The following is a 23,542-nucleotide window of genomic DNA, read 5'->3' as shown; positions in this document are numbered from 1 at the left end:
CCTTAATGTTAAATACAATCATCACAATCTATAATTCATTAAGCTTTCTTTTCAATTCTTATCCATTACTTGGCACCTTTTCATCCATTAGCAATTATCATAATTATGAATGAAAATTAGCATATACATTTTACCAATAATACAAAAACTAGCATAGAATCTCTATAAATTCTTTACACTTTCTTATTCTTTTGTACACCTTATTGACAATTTCATTTTGTCATATCTATTTATATTCAACAAAAAACGCCAAAATCTTCTTTTGATTTTAGCGTTTTTTTCGATAGGTCTTATTTTGCGATAAAGCTAACAATTTTCACAATCCTTTAAAGCATCTAGAAGTTTTTCCATATCGCAAATCTGCTGGCACATTGTATCAATCATACATCTTAGAATTGGTATTAACTCTTGGCAAATACAGAATCTTAACACATTCTGTGCCAGTCGAACCCCACCCTGGTGATGAACAATCATTTCTCTTAAATAGTTAATATTAATATTATTAGAGACTGGTGGTGCGCACATCGCCTGGAACATCACTTCAGTAATTTCTTTATAGGCACACATATATTCATACAATTCATACTCCGAATTTTGGACGATACAGCATCTATTTTGTATCGCTTCCAAACATTCTAATGTCTCTGTACTTGTTTTAATAATTTCTAAAGCAAGATTTTGAACAGGTATATTTGTTGTAAAGCGTAAAACATTTTCTGACATCTTAATTGCAGCTACTTGATGTGGGATAATTTGTTTAATAAAATTTTCAGAAATACTACATGTAATGGTCACATAGGTCATACCCTGCATCATCTTATCGAGGATTCGTTTATATTCCTCTAAATACGCCTTTGTTACATTACTGAGTTCAATTGATTTAGTCATTAGACACACTCCTTTCAGAGTAATGTATGCCTGAAAGGTTGATGTGCGGTAGACAATTGTACCAATGAATAATCATTAGTTCCTTCTTACAATATGTTTTTATTATTTTAGCGTGTCAGGAGTATAGTATGGCTCACTGGACGTTTTTGCTACACTTCTCTACATTACGATCAAGCTTATTTCGTATTGTTATATGTATCCATACAATTTTGACAAATGCATTTGCGTAAATCCTGTGGCACTTTTTGAAAAATTTCTTCAGGAAAATACACAGTCATGCACCAACAATCCTTTTGTCCTTGGATTACACCACAATGATTATCTTTTCCACATAACGGACAATTGTTTTCCTCTACTGTCATTGGGCAAAACACCTCCTATTCATTACTCTACATAATAGCAAAAGAGGAGTACATAGATACATACCCCTCTAAAATCGACTTATTGCTTTTTTCCCTGAATCTGCTGCTTTACCTCTGTTACGTCTGTATCACTATACTTCTCTGTACCGTGCCCGCCATTTTGAGCCAAAAGCTTTTTAACCTCATTGTAAGATAAGCCTGCCTCAGCATTTTTTCTTTTGACATCATTAATATCGGTACCAGCAGTAGTATACTGGGCTTCATTTGGGTTATTCATAGCATTTATGACCTCCTATAATTCATCAGGCTGCAATTCAATTAGTTCGTCACCTTCACGTTGCACTTTTTTATTAAGTTCTGTAATCGGTATAGCGTCTACCGTTTGCATATCTTCGTGCAAATCAAAAATACTAATCCTATCTGAATCAACCATATCAGGCTTATCCTTACTTGCTAAATTCATAAACATCTTTTTTTCATGTGGTAAATTATCTTTATCCATTATTCACACTCCTTTTACATTAATGTGTGTAATGGTGAGTATATTATGTGTTTTTCATTTTTACACTTTTATCAACGCGATGATATTCAGAAATTTGTATAACTCTCACATGCTTTGTATGCAGTTCATGATATATTCCTCTACTATCTGTAAAGGATATATATTGATCTCGTTCGCTTCGTACCAATGCTTCTGCCTTTTCCTGAGACTCAATATGAATAAATCTCCTGACATAATGCATCTCATCAAAGAAATACGTTATTTTAAACTCTTTCATTTAGCTATAGCCCCTTAATTACTGGATTTACTGCTTATCATATCTTATTATGTACTACTTTATCGGATTTTTTCATACCCTTAGCATATCTTATAGTAAAACAATAGGAGGTGATGCCATTGATTCATACAGTGAACGCAGGAGAAACATTGCCTCAAATAGCAAGTGATTATCGTACACCACTTTCATCTATCATTGCAGCTAATCCAGAAATCAATCCAAATGCACTTTATATCGGACAGCAACTAATTATCCCTGGTTTCCCTAATCCCAATACAATTCCTTATAAAATTGAAATTTCCACAGATAATCGCTGGCTTCGATTATATAAAAATGATGTTCTGCAAAAACAGTATCCCATTGCAGTTGGTAGAATGCTACATGATACACCAACCGGCTATTTTATTATTATAAATAAGGCTCCGAACCCTGGTGGTCCCTTCGGCACAATGTGGATGAGTCTTTCTAAGGAGCATTACGGCATTCATGGAACCAATGATCCAAGCTCTATTGGCCATGCCGTATCGCATGGCTGCATTCGCATGCATAATCAGGATGTTGAGGAGCTAGCGAGCATTATTCCAATCGGCACGAGTGTATTTATTCATCCTTAGAAAATTAAAAGGCTATCTCTTCTTTCGTTGTCAGATAGCCTCTTTACCAGTTATTCTACCTCTCTAGATTGCGCTAGCTTCGATAAATAATATTGCTCCTCTCTCAGCATATGATCCGCCATAAGAGCTGTAAACGTTCCTAATACTTCTGCACTTAACTCCATTTCCTCTAACTCCCGTAAAAAGGTTTTGAATAATGTCATTTCTAGCTCTACTTCTTTATTAAAGCGATTTAATGCGGGGAATGCGTCTATATTTGAACGTAAATAACCTGTAAGCTCAACCGCTTTCAAATAAAATTGATCAAAATGCTGAGCAAATTCATAGCTTTTTTGCTTCAATCTTTTTTCTACCCCATCCAAATCATCTTTAATGATTCCTGCATGCCCTGATGCATCTAAAAGCCAGAGTAAATGATGATGGAGCTCATGAAAAATGGGTGGGACTTCCCCTTTTTTGAGATAGCTGAGTACAATTTGATACTCCTCTAATTCATTAACCATATGATTAATAAAGGTCGGCGATAGATGAATATTAATATTTCCTATTAATTGCTTTCTGAGGATATAAAATTTAAATTGCTTTAGTTGTTCTACCGCATCATCAACAGTAACTGAAAAGGCTACTGCATTATTGGCATCTATCGAATTCACATAAGTAAGAAGCTGTGTAAATTGATGAATAAATGAGCTCGCTTTTTTAATTTCCTCTGTCTCTGATGGATATAATGAATCATGAATAAATTGAGCATGATCTTTCAATATCCTCAGCCAAAACCTATGCTCAAATACTGCATGTTGTAAGTAATTCGACAAGCAACTACATCTCCTTTATTCTGTTCGTTGCTCTATTCTATTCTTCTTAAAAATCTAATATTAATAATCGGATCAATTTCGCCTTGGCGTAATTGCGTCTGGATTTTGAATTGTGCCCGCACAATTCTCATTCCTTTGAAAATCCGTGACATCCGCCGGAGGCTTTATCTTCATTCAGTAGGTGTTTGGACACCCACTGAAAAGGAACCAAAACCGCATTCATCTCATCACCTGTAGAGGTGGTAGTCTTCTGCTGAATGAAGATAAAAGTTAATCCCTCAAATTGTGTTTCGTATAGGATGAAACGCTTATAGCTATACTACATAATGCTGAAGCAACAAAAAGAATTGGGAGGGATTCGCTTGTCCATAAAAAACAATATATTATCTATTTTTGCTTTAGGTGGCATTAATGAGATTGGCAAAAATATGTATGTCGTACAATATGGAGACGATATACTGATCATTGACTGTGGTGCAAAGTTTCCAGATGAAAGCTTGCTGGGGATTGATTTAATCATCCCTGACATTATGTATTTACAGGAAAATAAAGAAAAAATTAAAGCATTAATTGTGACACATGGACATGAGGATCATATTGGTGGAATTCCTTACTTTCTAAAAAAGTTGAATGTTCCTATTTATGCCACAAGATTTACGCTTGGATTAATCGAATTAAAGCTAAAAGAGCATAAGCTTTTACGAGAAACCGATTTAGTAGAAATCCACTCCGATTCATCATTAAACTTTGGACAAGTTGATGTTAGTTTCTTCCGAACAAATCATAGTATTCCTGATTGCCTAGGAATCGTTTTCCACACCCCTGAAGGAAATGTAGTACACACTGGTGATTTTAAATTTGATTTAACACCTGTTAATAATCAATTTGCAGATATTCATAAGATGGCTGAAATCGGCACAAATGGCGTATTAGTTCTTATCTCTGAAAGTACCAACGCAGAAAGACCGGGGTTAACACCATCAGAAAAGCTTGTCGGTGATCATATTGAAGAGGCATTTTTACATGCCGAGCGTAAAATTATTATTTCTACGTTTGCCTCAAATGTGAATCGTATTCAACAAATTGTCAATGCTACTATCGCTACGGATAGAAAGCTTGCATTGCTAGGTCGCAGTATGGTGAATGTGGTGGATGTAGCACTTGAGCGAGGATATTTAAACATACCAGAGGATATGTTAATTGATGCACGAGAAGTAAAATATCTCTCTCCGGAGGAAGTAGTCGTTCTATGTACTGGTAGTCAAGGAGAGCCATTGGCAGCTCTATCACGGCTAGCAAGTGGTAGTCATCGTGAGGTGAAAATCTTACCTGATGACACTGTTATTTTAGCTTCATCCCCTATCCCAGGAAATGAGAAGGGTGTTTCACGCATTGTCGATAATTTATTTCAGCTTGGCGCAAAGGTTATTTACGGCTCCTCTAGCCATACAGGTATGCATGTTTCAGGACATGGCTATCAGGAGGATTTAAAACTAATGCTCACTTTAATGAAGCCAAAATTTTTCATTCCCATTCATGGGGAGTTCCGTATGTTACACCAGCATCGTTTGCTTGCAGAATCTGTTGGTGTCAAAAGAGGACATACCTTTATTATGAAAAATGGGGATGTAGTTGATATTGAAAATGCTAAGGCTAGGCAAAACCGAAAAATCCCGTCTGGAGACACGTATGTAGACGGCATAGGTATAGGTGAGGTAGAAGGCATTGTCCTACGTGATCGTAAACAGCTTTCAGAAGATGGTATGTTAGTCATCGTTTTAACACTTAGTAAGACTGATGGAACATTTATTTCAGAACCTGATACAATTTCACGTGGTTTTGTTTATGCGAAAGATTTCGAGGAGCTTTTGACAAAAGTTAATTTTCTTGTGAAAGAAACAGTCAATGAGCTACAAGAAGAAGGTAGACAGCAAATTCATGTCTTAAAAAGAGAAATTAAACGCGCTGTTGGTCAATATCTTTTTGCACAAACAAAAAGAAAACCAATGATACTACCCATTATTATTGATATATAAAAGTCGGTGCGAGGGTTCACCTTCTCTCGCACCACTGATTTACTTTACTGAATGCTAAATGATTTAAAAAAATCTGTAGCATATATATCCTTGATTAAATCGCCCTTAAAAATTCTATATAACAAAAGATTGTAAAGATGCTGCCCCTGATTAAAGCCATGATATACATTTTTTACTTGCCCTTCTATAGTCGAGGTAAATTGATGAAAATACTGTGGTAGTCCATCTATTTTGGTCAATAGAAATTCTTTATTTTTTATTAAATGCTGCACTGTATTTAAAATTTGTACCATACTATACTGAACCTCTATTATTGGAACATTGAGGGAAATCCGATATAGATGATACCATTCTTTATTTACTTGATACCAGTTCAGAAAATGGTATAAATAATCACTTAAAATAATCGTTTCATCTGGAATAATCGCTATAAGATCATGGGCAATCCATACCTCATCTTCACACTGATATACATGTTTATTGCTAGCATTTAAATTAGCCTTCGTAAGTATGATGGTTTTCGCGGGTACTGTTGTACATTTAAAATATTTTTCATATGTACAATTAATTTTTGGTAATTCATCCATTTTACCATCAAGTATTAGCTGCTTTAAGTATTTAGCTGAAATGAAGGGAGATCCGCTTTTTGAGAAATATTTCTTTTTCGGTACTATTTCACCAGTCTCTATTATAGCTATTTCGTCTAATCGATAACATTTAACCATGCTTAAATCCTCCAATCCTAACATCAAATTTACATACATTGAAACTCATTAAAGAAACATAAATGTTGTTTTTCACATCCAGCTCACCTTAATAAGAGCTTCCTTTTATCGATTGTACCATTTTAATATAACTTTATCTCTATTATACCACTATAATAGTATATGCATTTTCAAGGTTTTTCACTAGCTTTTTACATAGAGGTGATTCATATGTCAGACTTTTTAAAGCTAGTAGGTGAACAACTCCGTATTATTAGAGTATCCAAGGGACTTAGTCAGGAAGAAGTCGCAGAAAGAACGGGAAAATTAGGTTTTAGCAAGGGGAGAGTTTCAAATATTGAACATGGGCAATCGAATATTACATTGAGCACTTTAGAAACACTAATAAAAGCGTTAGATATTGCCCCTGAGGAAGTTTTTAATTTTCAAAAATTATCTGGCGTTACTGATATTGAAGAAAAGAATCTCATGCTTGATATACATCGTTCATTATTAAGGGAACGTAATTTAGACGAGGTAAAATACGTAGTACGCATTACGAAGGATTTTTTAGATACGATTGATTCACAATCAAAGAAAAACAGCTCCAATGGTCAATAGCATTGGGGCTGTTTTAACAGTAAGATTACCACACCTAGAAAGCTATGACGTTCAACAGCCCCTATCTAGCACAAATACAAGTCAATCATGCACATATACTCATCAATTCAGCAATCTCCCCCTCAAAACGAAAATTTCCTTATATATTCGAAAACACCAAGGAATTAAGACATACCAAACTTTTGGCGGTAGCCGCATTTTCTACAAAGCTCCTCAACCGCTTCTCTCCGTGAAAAACCATCCACAATATTATTTGCTCGCTCTCCTTCTACAATTTCACCAAAGGATTTCTCATGCACATTCCCTAAATTGATGACCCCCTCACCATCTAGACAGCATGGCACGACAGTACCATCCACTAAAATAGCTGCTTGACTTCGAAGAGCATGACAAAAACCTTTGCCTTCATCCTCAGGGGCGAGTAAGCTTGGCCACCTAAATTCATGATCCTGATTTAAATAAATATTATGGGCAATTTTTACACCTTTACCAGGCTGTACTTTTTCTTCAATGCGATAGTCTAGATGGTATTCATTCTCTAGAACTTCCAATGTTTCACGGTTTCTACGGGCAGCGATATCAGAGACATGATCCTTTTGTAAATTCCATAAACGATAGGAAATAATTGTATTGTATTCTCGCGCAGCACGAACGAAATCCAATATATCTCCCAAATATTTTTCACGATTTTCTGATCCCTCATGTCCATCAAAGCTATGTAAAGAGAAATTGATTTGACGTAAGGCTGGTTTTCCTAGCAGCTTTTCACGATTTTTTTTAATCAGCGTACCATTTGTTGTAATATTCACTTTAAAACCTTTTGCATGTGCAGCATCAAGTAGCTGGTCAATCCGTGGATGTAACAGAGGCTCACCCTTTACATGCAAATAAATATATTTTGTGTGTGGACGTATTTCATCCAGTATGTTATTAAATTGTTCCACCTTTATCAGACCCTTTGCACGGGCAGTTGGCGGACAAAAGCTACAGGCTAAATTACAGACACTTGTTATCTCTATATAAACCTTTTTAAATGTTCTCAATGTTGATTCACCGTTCCAGTTCTATAAATATTCAAATCCTATTTATTTTAACAAATTTATATGATAAGGGGCATCTTTCAGTATTTATGTCTTAGTCACTCATATTATTTATCATTATCTGGCTACATGTACAAGTAAGTTTGAAAAACATTAATATTTTAATAATGATACTAAAAAGAAGGGAGTGAAAACTATGTCTGATCATAAACGTGATAACGAACATTCAAAGGATCAAGCTAAAAATCATATTACCATCAATTTTACTTTTAATATCGGCAATACAGATATCCACTTTGAACAAAGGGCTGAGGGTGGCGGGCAAATCAATAAGGATGTTGGCACTAATGCCAACCAAGGCGGGCAAAATGCAATTAATGGCAGTACTAGAAACGTAAACTCTCAATTCGCCGATGGAAATGGTCGAAGCGGTATTGCTGGGAACGATAATGATGAGGCTGGAGGTCAACAAGGAATAAAAGTAAGAGATAGTCTAGTTATCGACAGTGATATCCATTCATCCTCTAACCACAGTGAAAGTAATGAAGAGGAGAATGAATAAGTATTGACACACCGAAAAATAAAAGCTTCTATCTGGAGGAATATTTTATTCCAACAATTATAGAAGCTTTTTGTCTGAAAGAGCGTCAACCTGTAACTCTCTTTCAGACATTTCGTTTATAATTCTTTGTGCCATCATACGAATATAGCACTGGCTTACTGTCAACATTTGTTTCTAAATGAACAGGTCGCCCCCAGAGCTGATAAATATACGGCAGGACATTTTCTAAATAGTGTGGATCTAGCTCCATTCCCTCGTAGCCATGTACTAAATAAAGCTCCCCATTTCGAAGATAATCTCCATTTTTGACAACGATATAAGGAAACCCTCCATTTACACGCATAGAAACAAGCTGATCCCTTACCATCTCATATTCCTTATCCGTAATACGGTATTCATTACCCTTTTTTTGAAATAAATAGAGATCTTCTTGTTTCGCTAAATCCTTTGTTAAATAGTTGCGAATAAAGGATATATCTGATTCTATCTCTCTTACCTCAAACATTTTTTCCCTACCTGAATTGGGTTGAACACCTAACTTTTTCATTTCTTCTGTTGGATGATTAAAACGATTTTCAATATCCTCAAATATTTTCACACCAAGATAATAAGGATTTATAGATGTCTTTGAAGGCTGCACTACACCTGCATTTAATTTTGCATATTCGATTGTTTCCGCTGTTGTTAGTTTAAGCTCCCGCATAATGCGCTGATGCCAAAAGGAAGCCCAGCCCTCATTCATAATTTTTGTTTCTAGCTGGGGCCAGAAATAAAGCATCTCTTCTCGCATCATCGTCAACACATCTCGCTGCCAATCCTCTAGTTCACGGCTATGCTCTTCTAAAAATAATAATAGATCCTTTTCAGGCTTTGGCGGAAACTTCTTTATTTTTCGACGAATTGGATTCGATTGTTTTTCCTTGTTATCTAAATTCCACAAATCATCATAAGGTGATTTTGCGGGGATAATTTCCTCTTCAAATTCATCCGCTGTATCCCAGGATAGCTTTGGACGTAAAATGGATGGATCGATATGCTCCTGAATCGCTAAAACCGCATCCAAAAACTTTTCAACCTCATCCTTGCCATAGTCTCTTTCATAGCCTGCAATCCGTTCAGCAGTGGCTGTCATGCTTTCCACCATATCTCTTCTAGTATTAGAGAAGCGTACATTATTTTTAAAGAAATCACAATGTGCCAACACATGGGCAATTATTAGTTTATTTTGTGTTAAAGTATTTGTATCAAGCAAAAATGCATAGCATGGATTCGAATTAATCACTAGCTCATATATTTGACTTAGTCCTAAATCATATTGAAGCTTCATTTTATGAAACTGTTTCCCAAAGCTCCAATGTGAAAATCGTGTAGGCATACCATATGCGCCAAAGGTATAGATTATATCTGCTGGACAAATTTCATAACGCATTGGAAAAAAATCTAAGCCAAAGCCTGAGGCAATTTCCGTAATTTCATCAATCGCTCGATGCAGCTCATTCATCTCCATTTTTTCTGCCCCCTCCCTTGAACATATATGCTTGAAACGTTTCGGATTTATTCCTCATCTTTTTTGAAAAAGCTCTTTAAGGCATCATACACATCGCCCTTCTTTTTCAAAATATGATACCTAAATTTCGGATCATCTATCTTTTTGTAAGTGTACATAAGTGTAGAAAAACGATTATGCTGATTCACTTCTCCATATCCAAACATACTCGAAACTTCCATTAACTCACCAACCAGTTTCAAGCACTTTTCATTATCCATCGAAATGTTCTCACCATCTGAAAAATGCACTGGATAAATATTGTAGCGAGAAGGATTATACTTTTCTCGAATTAGCTCCAACGCCTTTATATAGGCTGACGAGCATATTGTGCCTCCGCTTTCTCCCTTTGTAAAAAATTCCTCCTCTGTTACCACTTTCGCCTCTGTATGATGCGCAATAAACTCAATTTCCACTGTTTCATACTTAGAACGTAAAAATTTTGTCATCCAGAAGAAGAAGCTTCTTGCACAATATTTTTCAAAGGAACCCATCGAACCACTTGTATCCATCATCGCAAGAACAACGGCCCTGGATTCAGGCTTATCAACCTCATCCCATGTTTTAAAACGTAAATCCTCATTATGAATTGGTGTTATTTCTGGTTTTCCCTGCATCGCATTGCGCTTAAGTGCATTTAGAATCGTGCGTTTTTTATCAACGTTCCCCATCAGACCTTTTTTCCGAATATCGTTAAACTCAATTTTTTCAGTTTTAATATCTGCTTTTTCTTTCTGTTGTAGATTAGGCAGCTCTAGCTCATTAAATAAGACATTTTGAACTTCTTCAATGCTTACCTCAGCCTCATAATAGTCTTGGCCTGGCTTATCACCAGCTTCCTTTCCTTTACCAGCAGCTTGATTGCCTCTGCCTGGCTCGCGAGCAACTACATCCCCTACATTACTGTCTCCTTGTCCTTGCCCAACATGCTTGGAATTATCATAGTTATATCGAATTTTATATTCATCCAGTGAACGAATAGGAATTTTAATAACATCACGGCCATTGGACATGACAATACTTTCCTCACTAACTAAATCAGGCAAATTATTCTTGATTGCATCTTTTACTTTTTCCATATGACGTTGCTGGTCTTGGTGCCCTTTACGATGGAGGGACCAATTTTCCTGAGAGATGACATAGCGTTTGTTTTCGTGTTCAGTCATTTTTATCCTCACCCATCTGCTCAAATTCGCTTTTTCTATACTATGCTAGAAATCCTCTTTCTTGAACTTTTTTCGAGAAATCAATTATGTTCGTTTTGTTCAATATGAAGATAAAAGGAGTGGCCCTTAAAATGGGACACTCCTATTCACTCCTATCAAACTAGTTTATCGATTTAACAGACTGCCTACATATTGCAATAATTCATTTGCAGATGCTGTATTATAGCCATGCTCATCAACTAATCTTGCAACAACCTCATTAATTTTCTTAAGCTGTGATTCATCCGGCATTTTTGAAGACGTTGTAATCTTCACGACATCCTTTAAGTCTGCAAATAATTTCTTCTGAATCGCCTCTCGTAATCGCTCATGAGAATTATAGTCAAATCGTTTACCTTTTCGTGCATAGGCAGAAATTCGAATGAGAATCTCTTCACGGAATGCCTTTTTAGCATTCTCTGAAATGCCAATCTGCTCTTCAATTGAGCGCATTAATTTTTCGTCAGGATTCATTTCCTCCCCAGTTAGAGGATCTAAAATTTTATTTTTATTACAAAACGCCTCTACATTATCGAGGTAGTTGTTCATCAATGTTTTTGCCGATTCCTCATACGAATATACAAAGGCCTTTTGTACTTCATTTTTAGCAATTTCATCGTACTCACGACGAGCAACTGCAATGTAATTCATGTATTTTTCACGGTCCTCTTGAGAAATGGAAGCATGTTGATCCAATCCATCTTTCAGTGCCCGTAAGACATCTAATGCATTAATAGATGGTATCTCTTTGCGAATAATAGCAGAAGAAATACGATTAATGATATAGCGTGGATCAATACCGTTCATGCCTTCATTTGGAAACTCTTTTTTAAGCTCCTCTAAGTCAACGGAATTAAATCCCTCCACATTTTCTCCGTCGTACAGGCGCATTTTTTTTATAAGATCCACACCTTGTTTTTTCGGTACTTCTAGTCTTGTGAGAACCGAAAAGATTGCTGCGGCCTTTAATGCATGAGGCGCAATATGCACATGAGACATATCACTCTCTTTTATCATCTTTTCATAAATATGCTCTTCCTGGCTAACTTTCAAGTTATACGGAATTGGCATAACAATAATACGTGAATGTAAAGCCTCATTTTTTTTATTGGAAATAAATGAACGATATTCCGTTTCATTTGTATGTGCTACGATTAATTCATCAGCACTAATTAATGCAAATCGACCTGCTTTAAAATTCCCCTCCTGTGTTAAAGATAATAAATTCCATAAGAATTTTTCATCAAGCTTTAACATTTCCTGGAATTCCATCATACCTCTATTTGCCTTATTTAGTTCCCCGTCAAAGCGATACGCTCGAGGATCTGATTCTGAACCAAACTCCCCAATTGTGGAGAAATCAATACTACCTGTTAAATCTGCAATATCCTGTGATTTAGGATCCGATGGTGTAAATGTTCCAATGCCTACACGTCTGTCTTCTGAAAAAGTTATACGTTCAATCATCACATTTTCAATACGTCCATCGTATTCCTTTTCAAGACGCATCGTATTTAAAGGTGATAAGCTTCCTTCAATTCTTATGCCATATTCCTCTAAAAATTCATTACGCAAATGATGAGGAATCAAATGTAGAGGATCTTCATGCATTGGACATCCCTTAATTGCGTAAACTGCGCCTTCGTCTAACCGCGAATATTGCTCAAGTCCACGTTTTAACAGGGTCACGATTGTTGATTTCCCTCCACTTACGGGTCCCATTAATAACAAAATACGTTTCCTAACATCTAATCTTCGTGCTGCTGGATGGAAATATTCCTCCACCAGTCTTTCAATTGCTGTTTCAAGCCCAAAAATTTCATGCCCAAAAAATTCGTACATTTTTTGCCCATCGCGTTCCTCTACACCAGCGCTTTTTATCATATTGTAGACGCGTGAATGGGCTGTTTGTGCAACTTCAGGTCTTTCCTTAATGATGCTTAAATAATCTGCAAATGTACCTTCCCACTTCAGCCGATTTTCTTCTTCGCGATAGCTTTTCACTTTATCTAAAATGTTAATAGCCTTCCCTCCATTCAGGGCTTGATTTATAACATAGTATGAAGTAAATGACATTATGATACCCATTACTTTTTCTTTGCCAAAGTTTCTTCCTATTGTTTCTATTTATTTACCGCATACTAGGATGGAGTTAACACTGAATAAATGAGGTGTTGCCAATCATTTTCATCGAATTTTCATTTTAAATATTGCTCCACAGTATTAGTTTAATTTAGTAACGTACCACAGCAATCCACTTCTTTTCCCACAAAAAGTGCTGAATGAAGAAAAAAAATTCGGTTATTCTAACGGTAGAAAGGAGGTCCATTATTGAATCGCCATTTTATTTTTCTTTTATCATGGATATTATTATGGAGTTATACAAGCCCTGTGATTGCTTTAGCCAATGATAAACCCTCAGAAGAAGAAATTTTACAGCAACGCATGACCTATTATGTCCAATTTGATGAATTACTCATCCCCTGGCATTTCTTAGCAGCCATTGATCAATATGAGCGCAATCTGCAATCCGTTCGCAAGGACATACCAAAAAGAGGGGGTATTATCGCCATTCAATTTTCCGATGAATATTGGTCAGGCCCTTTAAATCCTATAAAAGAAGATACTTCTCCAGAAACGATAAGCTATTTTGGAGGAATGGGTCTCGATGGTAATGGTGATGGTGTTGCCAATCCAACAGACGATGCTGATGTCATATTTTCCATGGCTAGTTTTTTAAGCAAATTTGGAACAACTGATGAGGATTTTAAATTAGCTTTATGGGATTATTATGGAAGTGAGGAAGCTGTTAATCAAATCTTCACCATTTCCACTATGTATAGACATTTTAAAACAACCGAACTTTATGCTCATACCTTCCCAATCCCTACGAATTACGATTACAGTTATCGAGGTACATGGGGAGCTAACAGAGGCTGGGGTGGACGACGCATCCATGAAGGAACAGATATTTTCGCTAGCTATGGAACTCCTGTAGTTTCTACTTCATATGGCGTAGTGGAAATAAAAGGTTGGAACCAATTTGGTGGCTGGCGAATTGGTATCCGCGATAATCATAATTCATATCATTATTATGCCCATCTTGGTAGCTATCATAAGGATATTGAAGTAGGTGACATTGTCGAGCCTGGCACGGTTCTTGGTTATGTAGGAAGCTCTGGCTATGGCAAGGAAGGTACATCGGGTAAATTCCCACCCCATCTGCATTATGGTATCTATAAATTCAATGGACGCACAGAATGGGCATTCGATCCATATCCTTCATTATTACAATGGGAACGACTAGCCAAAAAGGCAAAGGCAAAACAGTAATTACTGAGCAGCACTTGATGCATTTGCAGCAAGTGCTTTTATTATTTAGGTATAAATACTTAACGAACAGAAAATTTTTTCAAGAATATTTTGAAAACATATACATATAACTATCAACAAAATATTCCTTCATTTATTATTGTACTAAAAAACTATTTTAAATTTTTCCACTAAAAGGACTTATTTATATATTGATTTAGTTATAAAATAATATTTGTACTATAATAATTCACATGTTAACACATTACTAAAATATGCCAGCATTTCAAAATTAAACAAATAAAAGGATGGGAAAGATGAAAGGGATATTTCAGTTTAAAACACTTAAAGCAAGGATATTAAGTGCATTTCTTCTATTGTTAGTTTTTGTTGTTTGTTTCACGACCTATACTTACATTTCCAATACGCAGATGGAAAAGCAAGCAAAGGGCTTAGTAAACGAAGATTTAATTGTTATGACAGCAAGTAAACATTTAGCCATGTCTATGAGTGTACGGTTATCTTCGGCTTTAAGCTATGTTATATCAGGCGACGAAAAATACATAGAGACGTTTAATCAATATCGACAAATTGCTGAGGAAAGCAATAGTATTGTAGAGAAATTTGAAAACACACCGGAGCGTGAAAAACTAGTAGCAATGGCACGGGAGTGGAGTAATCGTGTAAATACTCAAGTATTTGATGTCTATAAAAGAGGCGACAAGGAATTGGCATTACAAAATTTAACAGCCATTAATGACCTTGTAACAGAAGTTCGCATCGGTTATGAGGAACTAGCGAATAATCGTTCTGAATCTATTACAAAGGTTGGGAATGAGGTTGTCTCTACTAGCTCTAGCAATAAAACAATTGGAACGATAGCTAGTATTGTCTTGACAATTGCTGGTATTGTTATTGCCATTATTACAGCAAGTAAAATTTCAAAGCCCATTACCATTGTTTCAGAGCGTATGGGTGAACTAGCAGAAGGAAATCTTCGGCATGACCCATTGGTTGTTGATCAACGGGATGAAATAGGTCAATTAATGCTGGCCGCAAATGAAATGAATCAAAAATTAAAGCAAACGATTAGCTCGATTCATACTGTTTCAGAAACTGTAGCAGCTAGTAGCGAGGAGCTTGCTCAATCTGCCAATGAGGTTCAAACAGGAACAGAGCAAATAACCGTAACAATGCAGGAACTTGCCTCAGGTACTGAAACTCAGGCATTTACTGCAGGTGATTTAGCGGAAACCATGACATCGTTCCAACGTAGTATTCATGACACAACACAAGAAGGAATTGAATTGAAAGAGCATTCAGGTCATGTTCAAAATTTAACATCGACGGGTAAAAATTTAATGATCCAATCAACACAGCAAATGAACGCGATTAATGAAATTGTTTTAAATTCAGTGAGAAAAGTCGAAAGTTTAAACGACCAATCAGCAGAAATTTCCAAGTTAGTTTCTGTAATTGATGAAATCTCGAACCAAACAAACTTACTTGCTTTAAATGCTGCCATTGAAGCGGCTCGTGCAGGAGAGCATGGAAAGGGCTTTGCAGTGGTAGCTGACGAGGTACGTAAGCTGGCTGAGCAAGTCCAATTCTCTGTGACAGATATTTCAACAATCGTTAACCGCATCCAAGGAGAGACTAGCAATGTAACCTTGGCACTCCAATCAGGCTATGCAGAAGTAAAAAAAGGATCAGCCCAATTAAATCAGACAAATGAAACCTTTGAACAGATATCAGGTGCTGTTGAGGATATGATTCTCAACATTAATGCCATTTCGGAAAATTTAAATAAGCTAGCCCAAAACTCTGAGTCCATCAATACCTCTGTCGATGAAATGGCCTCGATTTCCCAAGAGTCCGCAGCAGGTGTGGAGCAAACAACAGCAACAGTAGAGGAAACCGCAAGTACTATGGAGGAAATTTCAAGAAGCGCTAGTCAGCTCGCAGGTATGTCTGAAGAGCTAAACAGTCAGCTGCAACAATTTAAAATCTAAAATTTGTCACTTCTTGATAACTGTGATTTCGGGGGATACTGGGATTGTACTTTACCTTGCCTGATCGATTCTTTGGCTTACCTGAGCAGTTTTTGGGGCTACCCGAGCACTTCGGGGGGCTGCCTGAGCAGTTTTTTGCCCTACCCGAGCACTTATGGAGGACACCTGAGCACTTTCACGTCCTACCCGAGCACTTCGGGAGGACACCTGAGCACTTTCACGCCCTACCCGAGCAGTTCGGGGGGATACCTGAGCAGTTTCTTGTCCTACCCGAGCAGTTCGAGGGGCTGCCTGATCAGTTTCTTGCCCTACCCGAGCAGTTCGGGGGATACCTGAGCTATTTCATGAGCAGTTTCACGTCCTACCCAGGCACTTCCGGGGCTGCCTGATCAGTTTCCTGCCCTACCCGAGCACTTTGGGGCGATACCTGAGCAGTTTCCCTTCCTACCCGAGCAGTTCGGGGGGATACCTGAGCAGTTTCTTGTCCTACCAGAGCTATTCGAGGGGGCGCCTGAGCAGTTTCTCTCCCTACCCGACTTTTATCAAAAAAGTTATCTCGATCTATTTTAATCAGCAGAGATAGCTTTTTAATTCTTATTGCCAATGGCGAATTGGTACTCTTTCAAGTTCATAACGTTTAATAATCACACTTATCCTCTGATACCATTTCTCACATAGCTCTAAAGACTCTACGTACTCATCTTCCTCCCTAGAAATTGGCTCATCCTGATTTAAGAAAACATATTCTAAAATAGGGTCTGATAAATTATCAGCTACAATTTTCAAAGCTAAGTGAGAGACAGTATTATACTCAGGGTCATCTTCATCTATCTCCTCCACTTCAATCTCCTGATCCTCTAATAAAGAGCCACTTATTAAATGATTGCTAGTTCTTGCAATAAATATTTCGTCCTCCACTATTGCCACTTCATATATTTTATTGAAGGGAATTTCCTTTTTTATTAATTCCTCTGCTAAATCTTCCCTACTTGCGAGATAAAGTGTATTCGTCGGTTCGTCTAATAATAAAGCACTTAAGTAATCCTCTGCTAGGATACACTGTGTATGGGGAATTGCCAACAGCTCCTGTTCACTCGCATCCCTCAAATCATCTAGTCTACTTAAATATCTATTACGCTCTTTCATGTAATGGACACTTCCGGCAATTATGAGACCTAAACCTATAAAAAAATATAGCCTATTAAATAGAATCGACTCAACTGCTTTAGCTAGTAATAAATAGATAATCCCTAGAAAAAAGACAAAAAAGGTTTTCATCTATATCCCACCCTCAAAAAGATAATCGATAGAACAGTACAACCATACATAGTAGAAATTCTATTCTACTAATAACCTTTTCATTCTTAATTTTCATGGGTATTTTCATATAAAGGTAACAAAAAACATAAGGTCATCAGCCAATCAATAAAATGTTATTTCCTCTAAGTTGAACATATTGCTCACGATATGTTAATGCAACAGCTTGAAGAGACATCTAATCCCAAAACATATGAACAGCATACGTCCATTTTAGAAAAAGAAAAAAATATTTTTAAATATAAAACAAGTATTTAAAATAAACCATGATGTATATGAACTTTCCTTCTCTAGAGAAATCAAAAGTGGACTTAAAAATATGATGCCTGCACAATACGAGGGCACTAAAAAAGTCGATTTGCCACAAAAAATGTGATACAAACCGACTTTTTTTAGTTTTCAAATCTAACAAAAGACAGATTTCTAATATAAAAAAGTGAATTTATTTAGTTTTTCAATGCTCTTGCAAAATACAGACATCATCTTCGTTAGGATGTTTCTTTATAAAGGAGACTCTTTTTAGTTAGATTGCTCTACTAACTCTTCCTTACTTCCTACATCATCTAAGCTCTTATCTTGTTCTATCCTATGCATTTCAAGTACATGCTGTGTAGGAGGAATAAGCAGGCTTACTACTACGATGGTAATGCCTGTAATCACAACACCAGAGAAGACAGGAGCCTGCCATAACTCGTTTAATAAGCCTAAGAAACCTTCAGATTGGATATTGAGGCTCGGTACATATGTCAATGATGTAACAATATAGTATACCAGCCCTACTGAAATACTTGCCCAAACTGCTGGCGTACTTACTCGTTTCCAGAATGGTCCTAAAACAATTGGCCAGAAAATTGTTACAAAAATAATGTCCCATGCTAAGTACGCTAAATCAATTACTTTTTGGAAGCTCACTGCAAGGACTAAGCCTAGTAAAGCACTTGCAATAATAACAGTACGAGAAAATCTTAATAGTTTTTTAGGATCAGGATTACGGTTAATAAAGTCTAAATAAATATTTTTTGTCACAATTCCCGAAGTGGCAACATAGCATGCAGCTACCGTCGACATCCCCATAGCAGCCATTGCTGTTAAAAAGATTGCCGCTAATAATGGAGGGAAATACCCTTGCGCAAATGTAAGCATTAATGTTTCTGGATTTGAACTATCAGGATAAATGGTCTTGAATGCCTCTCCTAACATTCCTGGAATCCAACTAATTGCAATAATAATTGATCCAGCAATAATCATACTGCGCTGTGCTACTTTCGGGCTTTTGGCAGCAGCTACCCTTTGCCCTAAATCCACTGCTGGAATGTCGCCAAGTGCTAACACAAGATAAAGCGTCCAAAACTCTGCTCCGGCCTTTTCGAATAATGTACCGATATTCCACCATTCAGGATTAAATGTAACATCAGGATAATAGAACAAAATGAAAATCGTAATACCTAAGATTCCTGCTACTGCAAGAGCGCCCTGTACAATTTCCGTATAGGCTACTGCCCAGAGCCCACCAATCACTGAATAAAGGGCCGTTAGCGATACGAATAGCAATGCAGCAGGTATGAAATCAATTTGTAAAAGCTGCTGAATAATATATGTTCCACCCACCGTTAGCGCAGCCGCATTAAAGACACCAAAGGCTATTGCCATCACGACTCCTGTATATGCACCTAGCTTCTTACTACCATATCGTAATCCATAGTAATCTGCTAATGTCCATCCCTTCAATCTTCGTAGTGGCTTTGTCCAGATAAGTGCCCCAAGAATCATACAAGTGCCTAAGCCACCCATTGTTGCCGAGCCTTCAAAACCTCCACTAGTATAGCCTGAACCTACAGCAGCAAAAAAGAAGGGCGCAGCTAATAAAGCGGCAACTAAGCTTCCTGTTACGACAGATAGCGGCATGCTCCATCCAGCAACAATTAAATCCTCAGCAGTATGGACACGCTTATAGCCTTTATAGCCAATATAATAAATAAAAATTAAGTATAAGCTAAAGATGATTATATTTAACATAAGTATGGCTCCTTAGTTTTTCGCTTTATCCATTCATAACAACGCCACCATTAGGCGTTAAAAGCTGGCCTGTATAGAAATTCGCATTTTCTGATGCTAAAAATAGTACACTCTTTGCAATTTCTTCTGGCTGTGCTAATCGTTTTAAAGGATATTTAGCGGACTCTTCCTCTACGTAGTTGTCACCAAATTCCTTAAGGATATCTGTGAATGTCCCACTAGGAGCTACTGCATTGACTAAAATAGAAGGAGCTAATTCTCTAGCTAAAGCTTTTGTAAAGGCGTTAATCCCACCTTTAGCAGCCGAATAGTGCGTAAACTCTTCACAGCCCAAGCTACCAATATCAGAGGAGATATTAATAATTTTCCCGTTGTTCCGTTCCTTCATTCTTTTTACTGCTTCACGGCAATTATAGAAGCAGCCATATAAATGCACTTTAATCATTTTATCCCACTGCTCGTCAGTCAAATCTGTAATGCTTGAAGCCTGAGCAAATCCGGCGTTATTGACAAGAATATCAATTGCTCCTAAATGTGTATCCATATATTGATACATGTCTTGCACTTGCTGAGAATCCGATACATCTGCATTGAATTTAAAAGCCTGCACGCCAAACTGTTCTGCTTGTGTACGAACTTCTTCTGCTTCCTTGTCATCTCCAATATAGTTGATTAAGAGATTAGCACCGTGCTCGGCAAAGCCTAATGCGATAGCTTTGCCGATGCCTTTACTTGAACCAGTAACAAGAACATTTTTTCCTTTAAAATTAATTTCCATGATGATTATTCTCCAATTTGAATTTTGAAACGAGTGCTTGCAATTCTTCTGCTGTTTTTCCTAATGAAGAAGATGCCTCTTTTACTTCCTGCATTGCTGTCAATTGATCTTGTGTTGCTGTCGATACATTTGACGAGAATTCCGAAGACTGCTCTGCAGATTGTTTAATGTTATTTACCGATGCAGCGACTTCCTCTGATGAAGCAGATATTTGCTGAGACGCAGCCGAAATTTCACGAATTTGGCTTGCAACCTCCTCAGACGAAGTGAGAATTTCCTTAAAGATTTCTCCTACCTCATTGGTAAATTCCATACCAGCCTTTACATCCTCTTTACCCTTTTCCATAACCGTAATAGAAGCGTTGGAATCGGCTTGAATTGTACTAATTAAATTGTAGATTTCAGTAGCAGATTGTGATGATTGTTCTGCTAGACGCCTTACCTCATCAGCCACCACAGCGAAGCCCTTTCCATGCTCTCCAGCTCTAGCTGCCTCAATAGCGGCATTCAATGCTAGTAAATTTGTTTGATCTGCGATGGCTGTAATAAGGCTTACAATATCGCTAATTTTTTTCGTATTGAAATGTAACCCATTTATTGTTGTGCCGATTTGTTCCACAGAGCCGTTAATTAGCTCCATCTGTGTAATTACTTGCTGAACAACTTGATTCCCACGTTCGGAAGCTTGAGATGCAGCAATAGATGATTCAGCTGCTGTATTAGCAGAATCTGCAATTTGCTGAATGCCTGTCGCTGTTTCCTCCATTGCAGCAGCTGTTTCTTCTGTCATCACCATAGAAGCCTCAGCATTTTGTGTAATTTGTCTCATATCCTGAGCAATATTTGTAGAGCTGTTATATGTCTCACCTGCATGCACTGTAAGCTGATTAGCTGCAGAAGATACATTGTTTGATGTATTTCTTATATTTAATATAATGTGTTGCAGATTGGACACCATCTTATGAATAGATTCAGATAGATTACCAATTTCGTCCTTCGTAATTTCTAAATCAACATTAATCAATTCACCATTTGCCACCTGATTGGCTACATTTACTACTTTCTTTAATGGCTTAAATAAACGATCCATAATTATGTAAACTAAAATTAATAAGATGATAATACCAATAACAGCTATAACAATCTGTTTAGTGACACTTGTTTTAATAATGGTGTTAATATAATCAGCAGAATAATCAATACCTAATAATGCTATTAGCTGACCGTTATCATCCTTAATAGGACTAAAAACTGTTCTCCATGAACCATATGGATCCTGGAAAATATCAGTTACCTCTGTACTGTTATTTTTAATAGCTAATTTTGCTGTTTCTACATGCTCATCTGCTAAATCCTTAAAAATTTCACCTGCTTCATACACATCATTTAAATTGGTCGTATAACCTATCGGGTTGACGCCACCCTCATCCTTGACATCCCATATGTAGCTCCAACTCATAATTCCTTGTTCTTTTTGAATTTTATCAAGCTGTTTTTGAACTTTTGTAAATTTAGCGTTGGTTTCCCCTTTTTCAGTCAATAAATCTTTAATTTCATCACTATCAAGATTAATGGCTGTTAATAACCCAACACTTTTTAATTCTTGTTCTAAATCCACAGTCATTCGATTGTTTAATTCTCTAATACTTTGTGTAGTAATCACAGTTATTAGAAGTAAAACAATAATGGTAACTGTTAGTAAAAGTTTGTTTTTTAATGAAGCATTTCTTAAAAACTTCATTATTACTTCCCCCTTATCAAATTTTTTATAAAAAATAACCTATTTCAAAAAAGAAATAGGCAACAAAGAATATAACTAGCATAATATGTACGTAACTAGCAATCTTTTGCAACCCAGCCATCATAGCATTCATTGCCTTAGACCTGTGGCTTTGCGTCTCTACTTTTCAGTAGATTTGCCTATCTTTTTCCTCCTCAAATTAACACAATGGGTAAAAGTAGTCAATGGAGCCACTTTAAAATACGTATATCTTAATACTTTTTTACCATCAATTAACAAACTATAGAATGATTATAATGACACATTTTTCTCTATAAATGAACATATAAAAGAGCAGCTACAAATATTTTAAAGTTGTAGCTGCTCCTATATGTTTTATATTCACTTACCCCTAAGTGTCTATTCCTCTTAAAGTAAACTATACGTTGTGTGTCATAAGTAAGATTGTTGGTATAAAAGATAAAACAAACATACACAAATACCATACTGATGTACGACGTAATGAAAAACGAACTTGTTTTTTCTCTGCATAAAAGATGTCTAATATAATTGCAACAATGAGTGGCGTACTAACGCATGCAATAGCAACTAATAAGATGTCAAAATAAACCATAAAAGCACCCCTCTGTTCGTAAACATTTCTTTTTCCCATTTGTGACAACTTTGTGTCATCTAAAGTGTACACAATTCCGTCACAATTTGTCAACTAGATTTTAATAAGAAAAATACGATTTTTACAGTTTATTTATAACCTTACAGAGCTATTTATGCAAGATTACCTAGTAAAACCAAATGGTCAAGGGACTCTTTGTGAATACTACTAAGTCAAATGAAGGTGATTTCCGTTCCAGGCTACTCTCTTTGCCGCTGACGCTTCGCTTTCGCGCAGAGCAAGGCTTCCAGTGGGCGAGCGACGAGCCGCTTCCTGCGCTAGAGGAACGAAGACTAAGTGCGTCACGTCCTGTGACAACGCCTTCGTGACCAACATCGTGTTGGCCTCAGTTTCTCGTCTGTCTCGCTATCCCACGGGAGTCGAGTAGCCTTGCACTCCAATCAGCAATAGTGTAGAACTTTAAATATTTTCTTCCCTCAAAAGTAAAGTAAAAGCATATTACTCACCAACATTAATTAGATAGAGTAGTGGTACAATTCTATAGTTGTTTATCCTACATTCTATGGATAAAACCACTTTGT

Annotated in this window: 21 protein-coding genes and 1 riboswitch; of the genes, 6 read left to right on the top strand and 15 right to left on the bottom strand. The window is 36.7% G+C overall.

What is annotated here, in order from left to right:
- Positions 1 to 306: 306 nt before the first annotated feature.
- From AC3WOM_RS06635 to AC3WOM_RS06615, 5 genes are all read right to left on the bottom strand, one after another.
- Positions 307 to 888, bottom strand: a complete 582-nt coding sequence (locus AC3WOM_RS06635) for a DUF305 domain-containing protein (RefSeq protein WP_427542609.1) — start codon at positions 886 to 888, stop codon at positions 307 to 309.
- Positions 889 to 1,064: 176 nt separating this feature from the next.
- On the bottom strand, positions 1,065 to 1,250 hold the full coding sequence (locus AC3WOM_RS06630; RefSeq protein ID WP_427542611.1) for a cysteine-rich CWC family protein: 186 nt from the start codon (positions 1,248 to 1,250) through the stop codon (positions 1,065 to 1,067).
- A gap of 79 nt (positions 1,251 to 1,329) precedes the next feature.
- Positions 1,330 to 1,527, bottom strand: coding sequence for a gamma-type small acid-soluble spore protein (locus AC3WOM_RS06625; RefSeq protein ID WP_492445738.1), 198 nt, complete (start codon positions 1,525 to 1,527; stop codon positions 1,330 to 1,332).
- Positions 1,528 to 1,542: 15 nt separating this feature from the next.
- The gene (locus AC3WOM_RS06620) at positions 1,543 to 1,752 is read right to left on the bottom strand and encodes a YczO family protein (RefSeq protein ID WP_492445736.1); all 210 of its coding nucleotides are present in this window, start codon (positions 1,750 to 1,752) and stop codon (positions 1,543 to 1,545) included.
- A gap of 43 nt (positions 1,753 to 1,795) precedes the next feature.
- On the bottom strand, positions 1,796 to 2,029 hold the full coding sequence (locus tag AC3WOM_RS06615) for a hypothetical protein (protein WP_427542620.1): 234 nt from the start codon (positions 2,027 to 2,029) through the stop codon (positions 1,796 to 1,798).
- Positions 2,030 to 2,148: 119 nt separating this feature from the next.
- Between AC3WOM_RS06615 and AC3WOM_RS06610 the strand changes: the two genes are divergently transcribed.
- Positions 2,149 to 2,643, top strand: coding sequence for a L,D-transpeptidase family protein (locus tag AC3WOM_RS06610; RefSeq protein ID WP_427542623.1), 495 nt, complete (start codon positions 2,149 to 2,151; stop codon positions 2,641 to 2,643).
- 50 nt (positions 2,644 to 2,693) lie between these two features.
- Here the strand turns inward: AC3WOM_RS06610 and AC3WOM_RS06605 are convergent, their stop codons facing one another.
- Positions 2,694 to 3,458 carry a DUF2935 domain-containing protein gene (locus tag AC3WOM_RS06605; RefSeq protein ID WP_427542626.1) on the bottom strand — a complete coding sequence of 255 codons (765 nt, stop codon included), beginning with the start codon at positions 3,456 to 3,458 and terminating at the stop codon, positions 2,694 to 2,696.
- Positions 3,459 to 3,820: 362 nt separating this feature from the next.
- Between AC3WOM_RS06605 and AC3WOM_RS06600 the strand changes: the two genes are divergently transcribed.
- Positions 3,821 to 5,494, top strand: a complete 1,674-nt coding sequence (locus AC3WOM_RS06600) for a ribonuclease J (RefSeq protein WP_492445734.1) — start codon at positions 3,821 to 3,823, stop codon at positions 5,492 to 5,494.
- Between the two features lie 44 nt (positions 5,495 to 5,538).
- Here AC3WOM_RS06600 and AC3WOM_RS06595 read toward each other — a convergent pair whose 3' ends face one another.
- A complete protein-coding gene (locus AC3WOM_RS06595) occupies positions 5,539 to 6,219 on the bottom strand; it encodes a restriction endonuclease subunit S (RefSeq protein WP_492445732.1) in 681 nt (226 codons plus the stop codon).
- A 210-nt stretch (positions 6,220 to 6,429) separates the two neighbouring features.
- Between AC3WOM_RS06595 and AC3WOM_RS06590 the strand changes: the two genes are divergently transcribed.
- Positions 6,430 to 6,819, top strand: coding sequence for a helix-turn-helix domain-containing protein (locus AC3WOM_RS06590; RefSeq protein ID WP_427542635.1), 390 nt, complete (start codon positions 6,430 to 6,432; stop codon positions 6,817 to 6,819).
- Between the two features lie 164 nt (positions 6,820 to 6,983).
- On the opposite strand, the gene AC3WOM_RS06585 is transcribed toward AC3WOM_RS06590, so the two are convergent.
- Positions 6,984 to 7,862 (bottom strand): radical SAM/SPASM domain-containing protein, encoded by an 879-nt coding sequence (locus AC3WOM_RS06585; protein ID WP_427542638.1) that lies wholly within the window; start codon positions 7,860 to 7,862, stop codon positions 6,984 to 6,986.
- A gap of 193 nt (positions 7,863 to 8,055) precedes the next feature.
- On the opposite strand from AC3WOM_RS06585, the gene AC3WOM_RS06580 reads away from it, so the two are divergent.
- Complete coding sequence (locus tag AC3WOM_RS06580; RefSeq protein ID WP_427542641.1) at positions 8,056 to 8,421, top strand: hypothetical protein; 366 nt, start codon at positions 8,056 to 8,058, stop codon at positions 8,419 to 8,421.
- A gap of 103 nt (positions 8,422 to 8,524) precedes the next feature.
- On the opposite strand, the gene AC3WOM_RS06575 is transcribed toward AC3WOM_RS06580, so the two are convergent.
- The 3 genes from AC3WOM_RS06575 to AC3WOM_RS06565 form a co-directional block, all read right to left on the bottom strand.
- Positions 8,525 to 9,928 carry a SpoVR family protein gene (locus tag AC3WOM_RS06575; RefSeq protein WP_427542644.1) on the bottom strand — a complete coding sequence of 468 codons (1,404 nt, stop codon included), beginning with the start codon at positions 9,926 to 9,928 and terminating at the stop codon, positions 8,525 to 8,527.
- A 47-nt stretch (positions 9,929 to 9,975) separates the two neighbouring features.
- A complete protein-coding gene (yhbH, locus tag AC3WOM_RS06570; protein WP_427542647.1) occupies positions 9,976 to 11,133 on the bottom strand; it encodes a sporulation protein YhbH in 1,158 nt (385 codons plus the stop codon).
- Positions 11,134 to 11,298: 165 nt separating this feature from the next.
- Positions 11,299 to 13,194, bottom strand: a complete 1,896-nt coding sequence (locus tag AC3WOM_RS06565; RefSeq protein WP_427542677.1) for a PrkA family serine protein kinase — start codon at positions 13,192 to 13,194, stop codon at positions 11,299 to 11,301.
- Between the two features lie 309 nt (positions 13,195 to 13,503).
- Between AC3WOM_RS06565 and AC3WOM_RS06560 the strand changes: the two genes are divergently transcribed.
- Entirely contained in the window at positions 13,504 to 14,505 is a 1,002-nt protein-coding gene (locus AC3WOM_RS06560; RefSeq protein WP_427542650.1) for a M23 family metallopeptidase, read from the top strand.
- A gap of 296 nt (positions 14,506 to 14,801) precedes the next feature.
- Positions 14,802 to 16,496, top strand: a complete 1,695-nt coding sequence (locus AC3WOM_RS06555) for a methyl-accepting chemotaxis protein (protein WP_427542653.1) — start codon at positions 14,802 to 14,804, stop codon at positions 16,494 to 16,496.
- Positions 16,497 to 17,090: 594 nt separating this feature from the next.
- On the opposite strand, the gene AC3WOM_RS06550 is transcribed toward AC3WOM_RS06555, so the two are convergent.
- The 4 genes from AC3WOM_RS06550 to AC3WOM_RS06535 form a co-directional block, all read right to left on the bottom strand.
- Positions 17,091 to 17,774 (bottom strand): hypothetical protein, encoded by a 684-nt coding sequence (locus AC3WOM_RS06550; protein ID WP_492445729.1) that lies wholly within the window; start codon positions 17,772 to 17,774, stop codon positions 17,091 to 17,093.
- A 558-nt stretch (positions 17,775 to 18,332) separates the two neighbouring features.
- A complete protein-coding gene (locus AC3WOM_RS06545; RefSeq protein WP_427542659.1) occupies positions 18,333 to 19,829 on the bottom strand; it encodes a sodium:solute symporter family protein in 1,497 nt (498 codons plus the stop codon).
- Between the two features lie 25 nt (positions 19,830 to 19,854).
- Positions 19,855 to 20,607, bottom strand: a complete 753-nt coding sequence (locus tag AC3WOM_RS06540) for an SDR family NAD(P)-dependent oxidoreductase (RefSeq protein ID WP_492445727.1) — start codon at positions 20,605 to 20,607, stop codon at positions 19,855 to 19,857.
- Positions 20,597 to 22,348, bottom strand: coding sequence for a methyl-accepting chemotaxis protein (locus AC3WOM_RS06535; RefSeq protein ID WP_492445725.1), 1,752 nt, complete (start codon positions 22,346 to 22,348; stop codon positions 20,597 to 20,599). Before AC3WOM_RS06535 ends, AC3WOM_RS06540 begins: the two co-directional genes overlap by 11 nt.
- A 104-nt stretch (positions 22,349 to 22,452) precedes the next feature.
- A riboswitch (cyclic di-GMP riboswitch) is annotated at positions 22,453 to 22,538 on the bottom strand.
- Positions 22,539 to 23,542 lie beyond the last annotated feature (1,004 nt).

The organism is Lysinibacillus sp. FW301-JW8, from assembly GCF_058788755.1.
The sequence above is the reverse complement of the archived record's forward strand: the minus strand, read 5'-3'. Positions and strand labels throughout refer to the sequence as shown.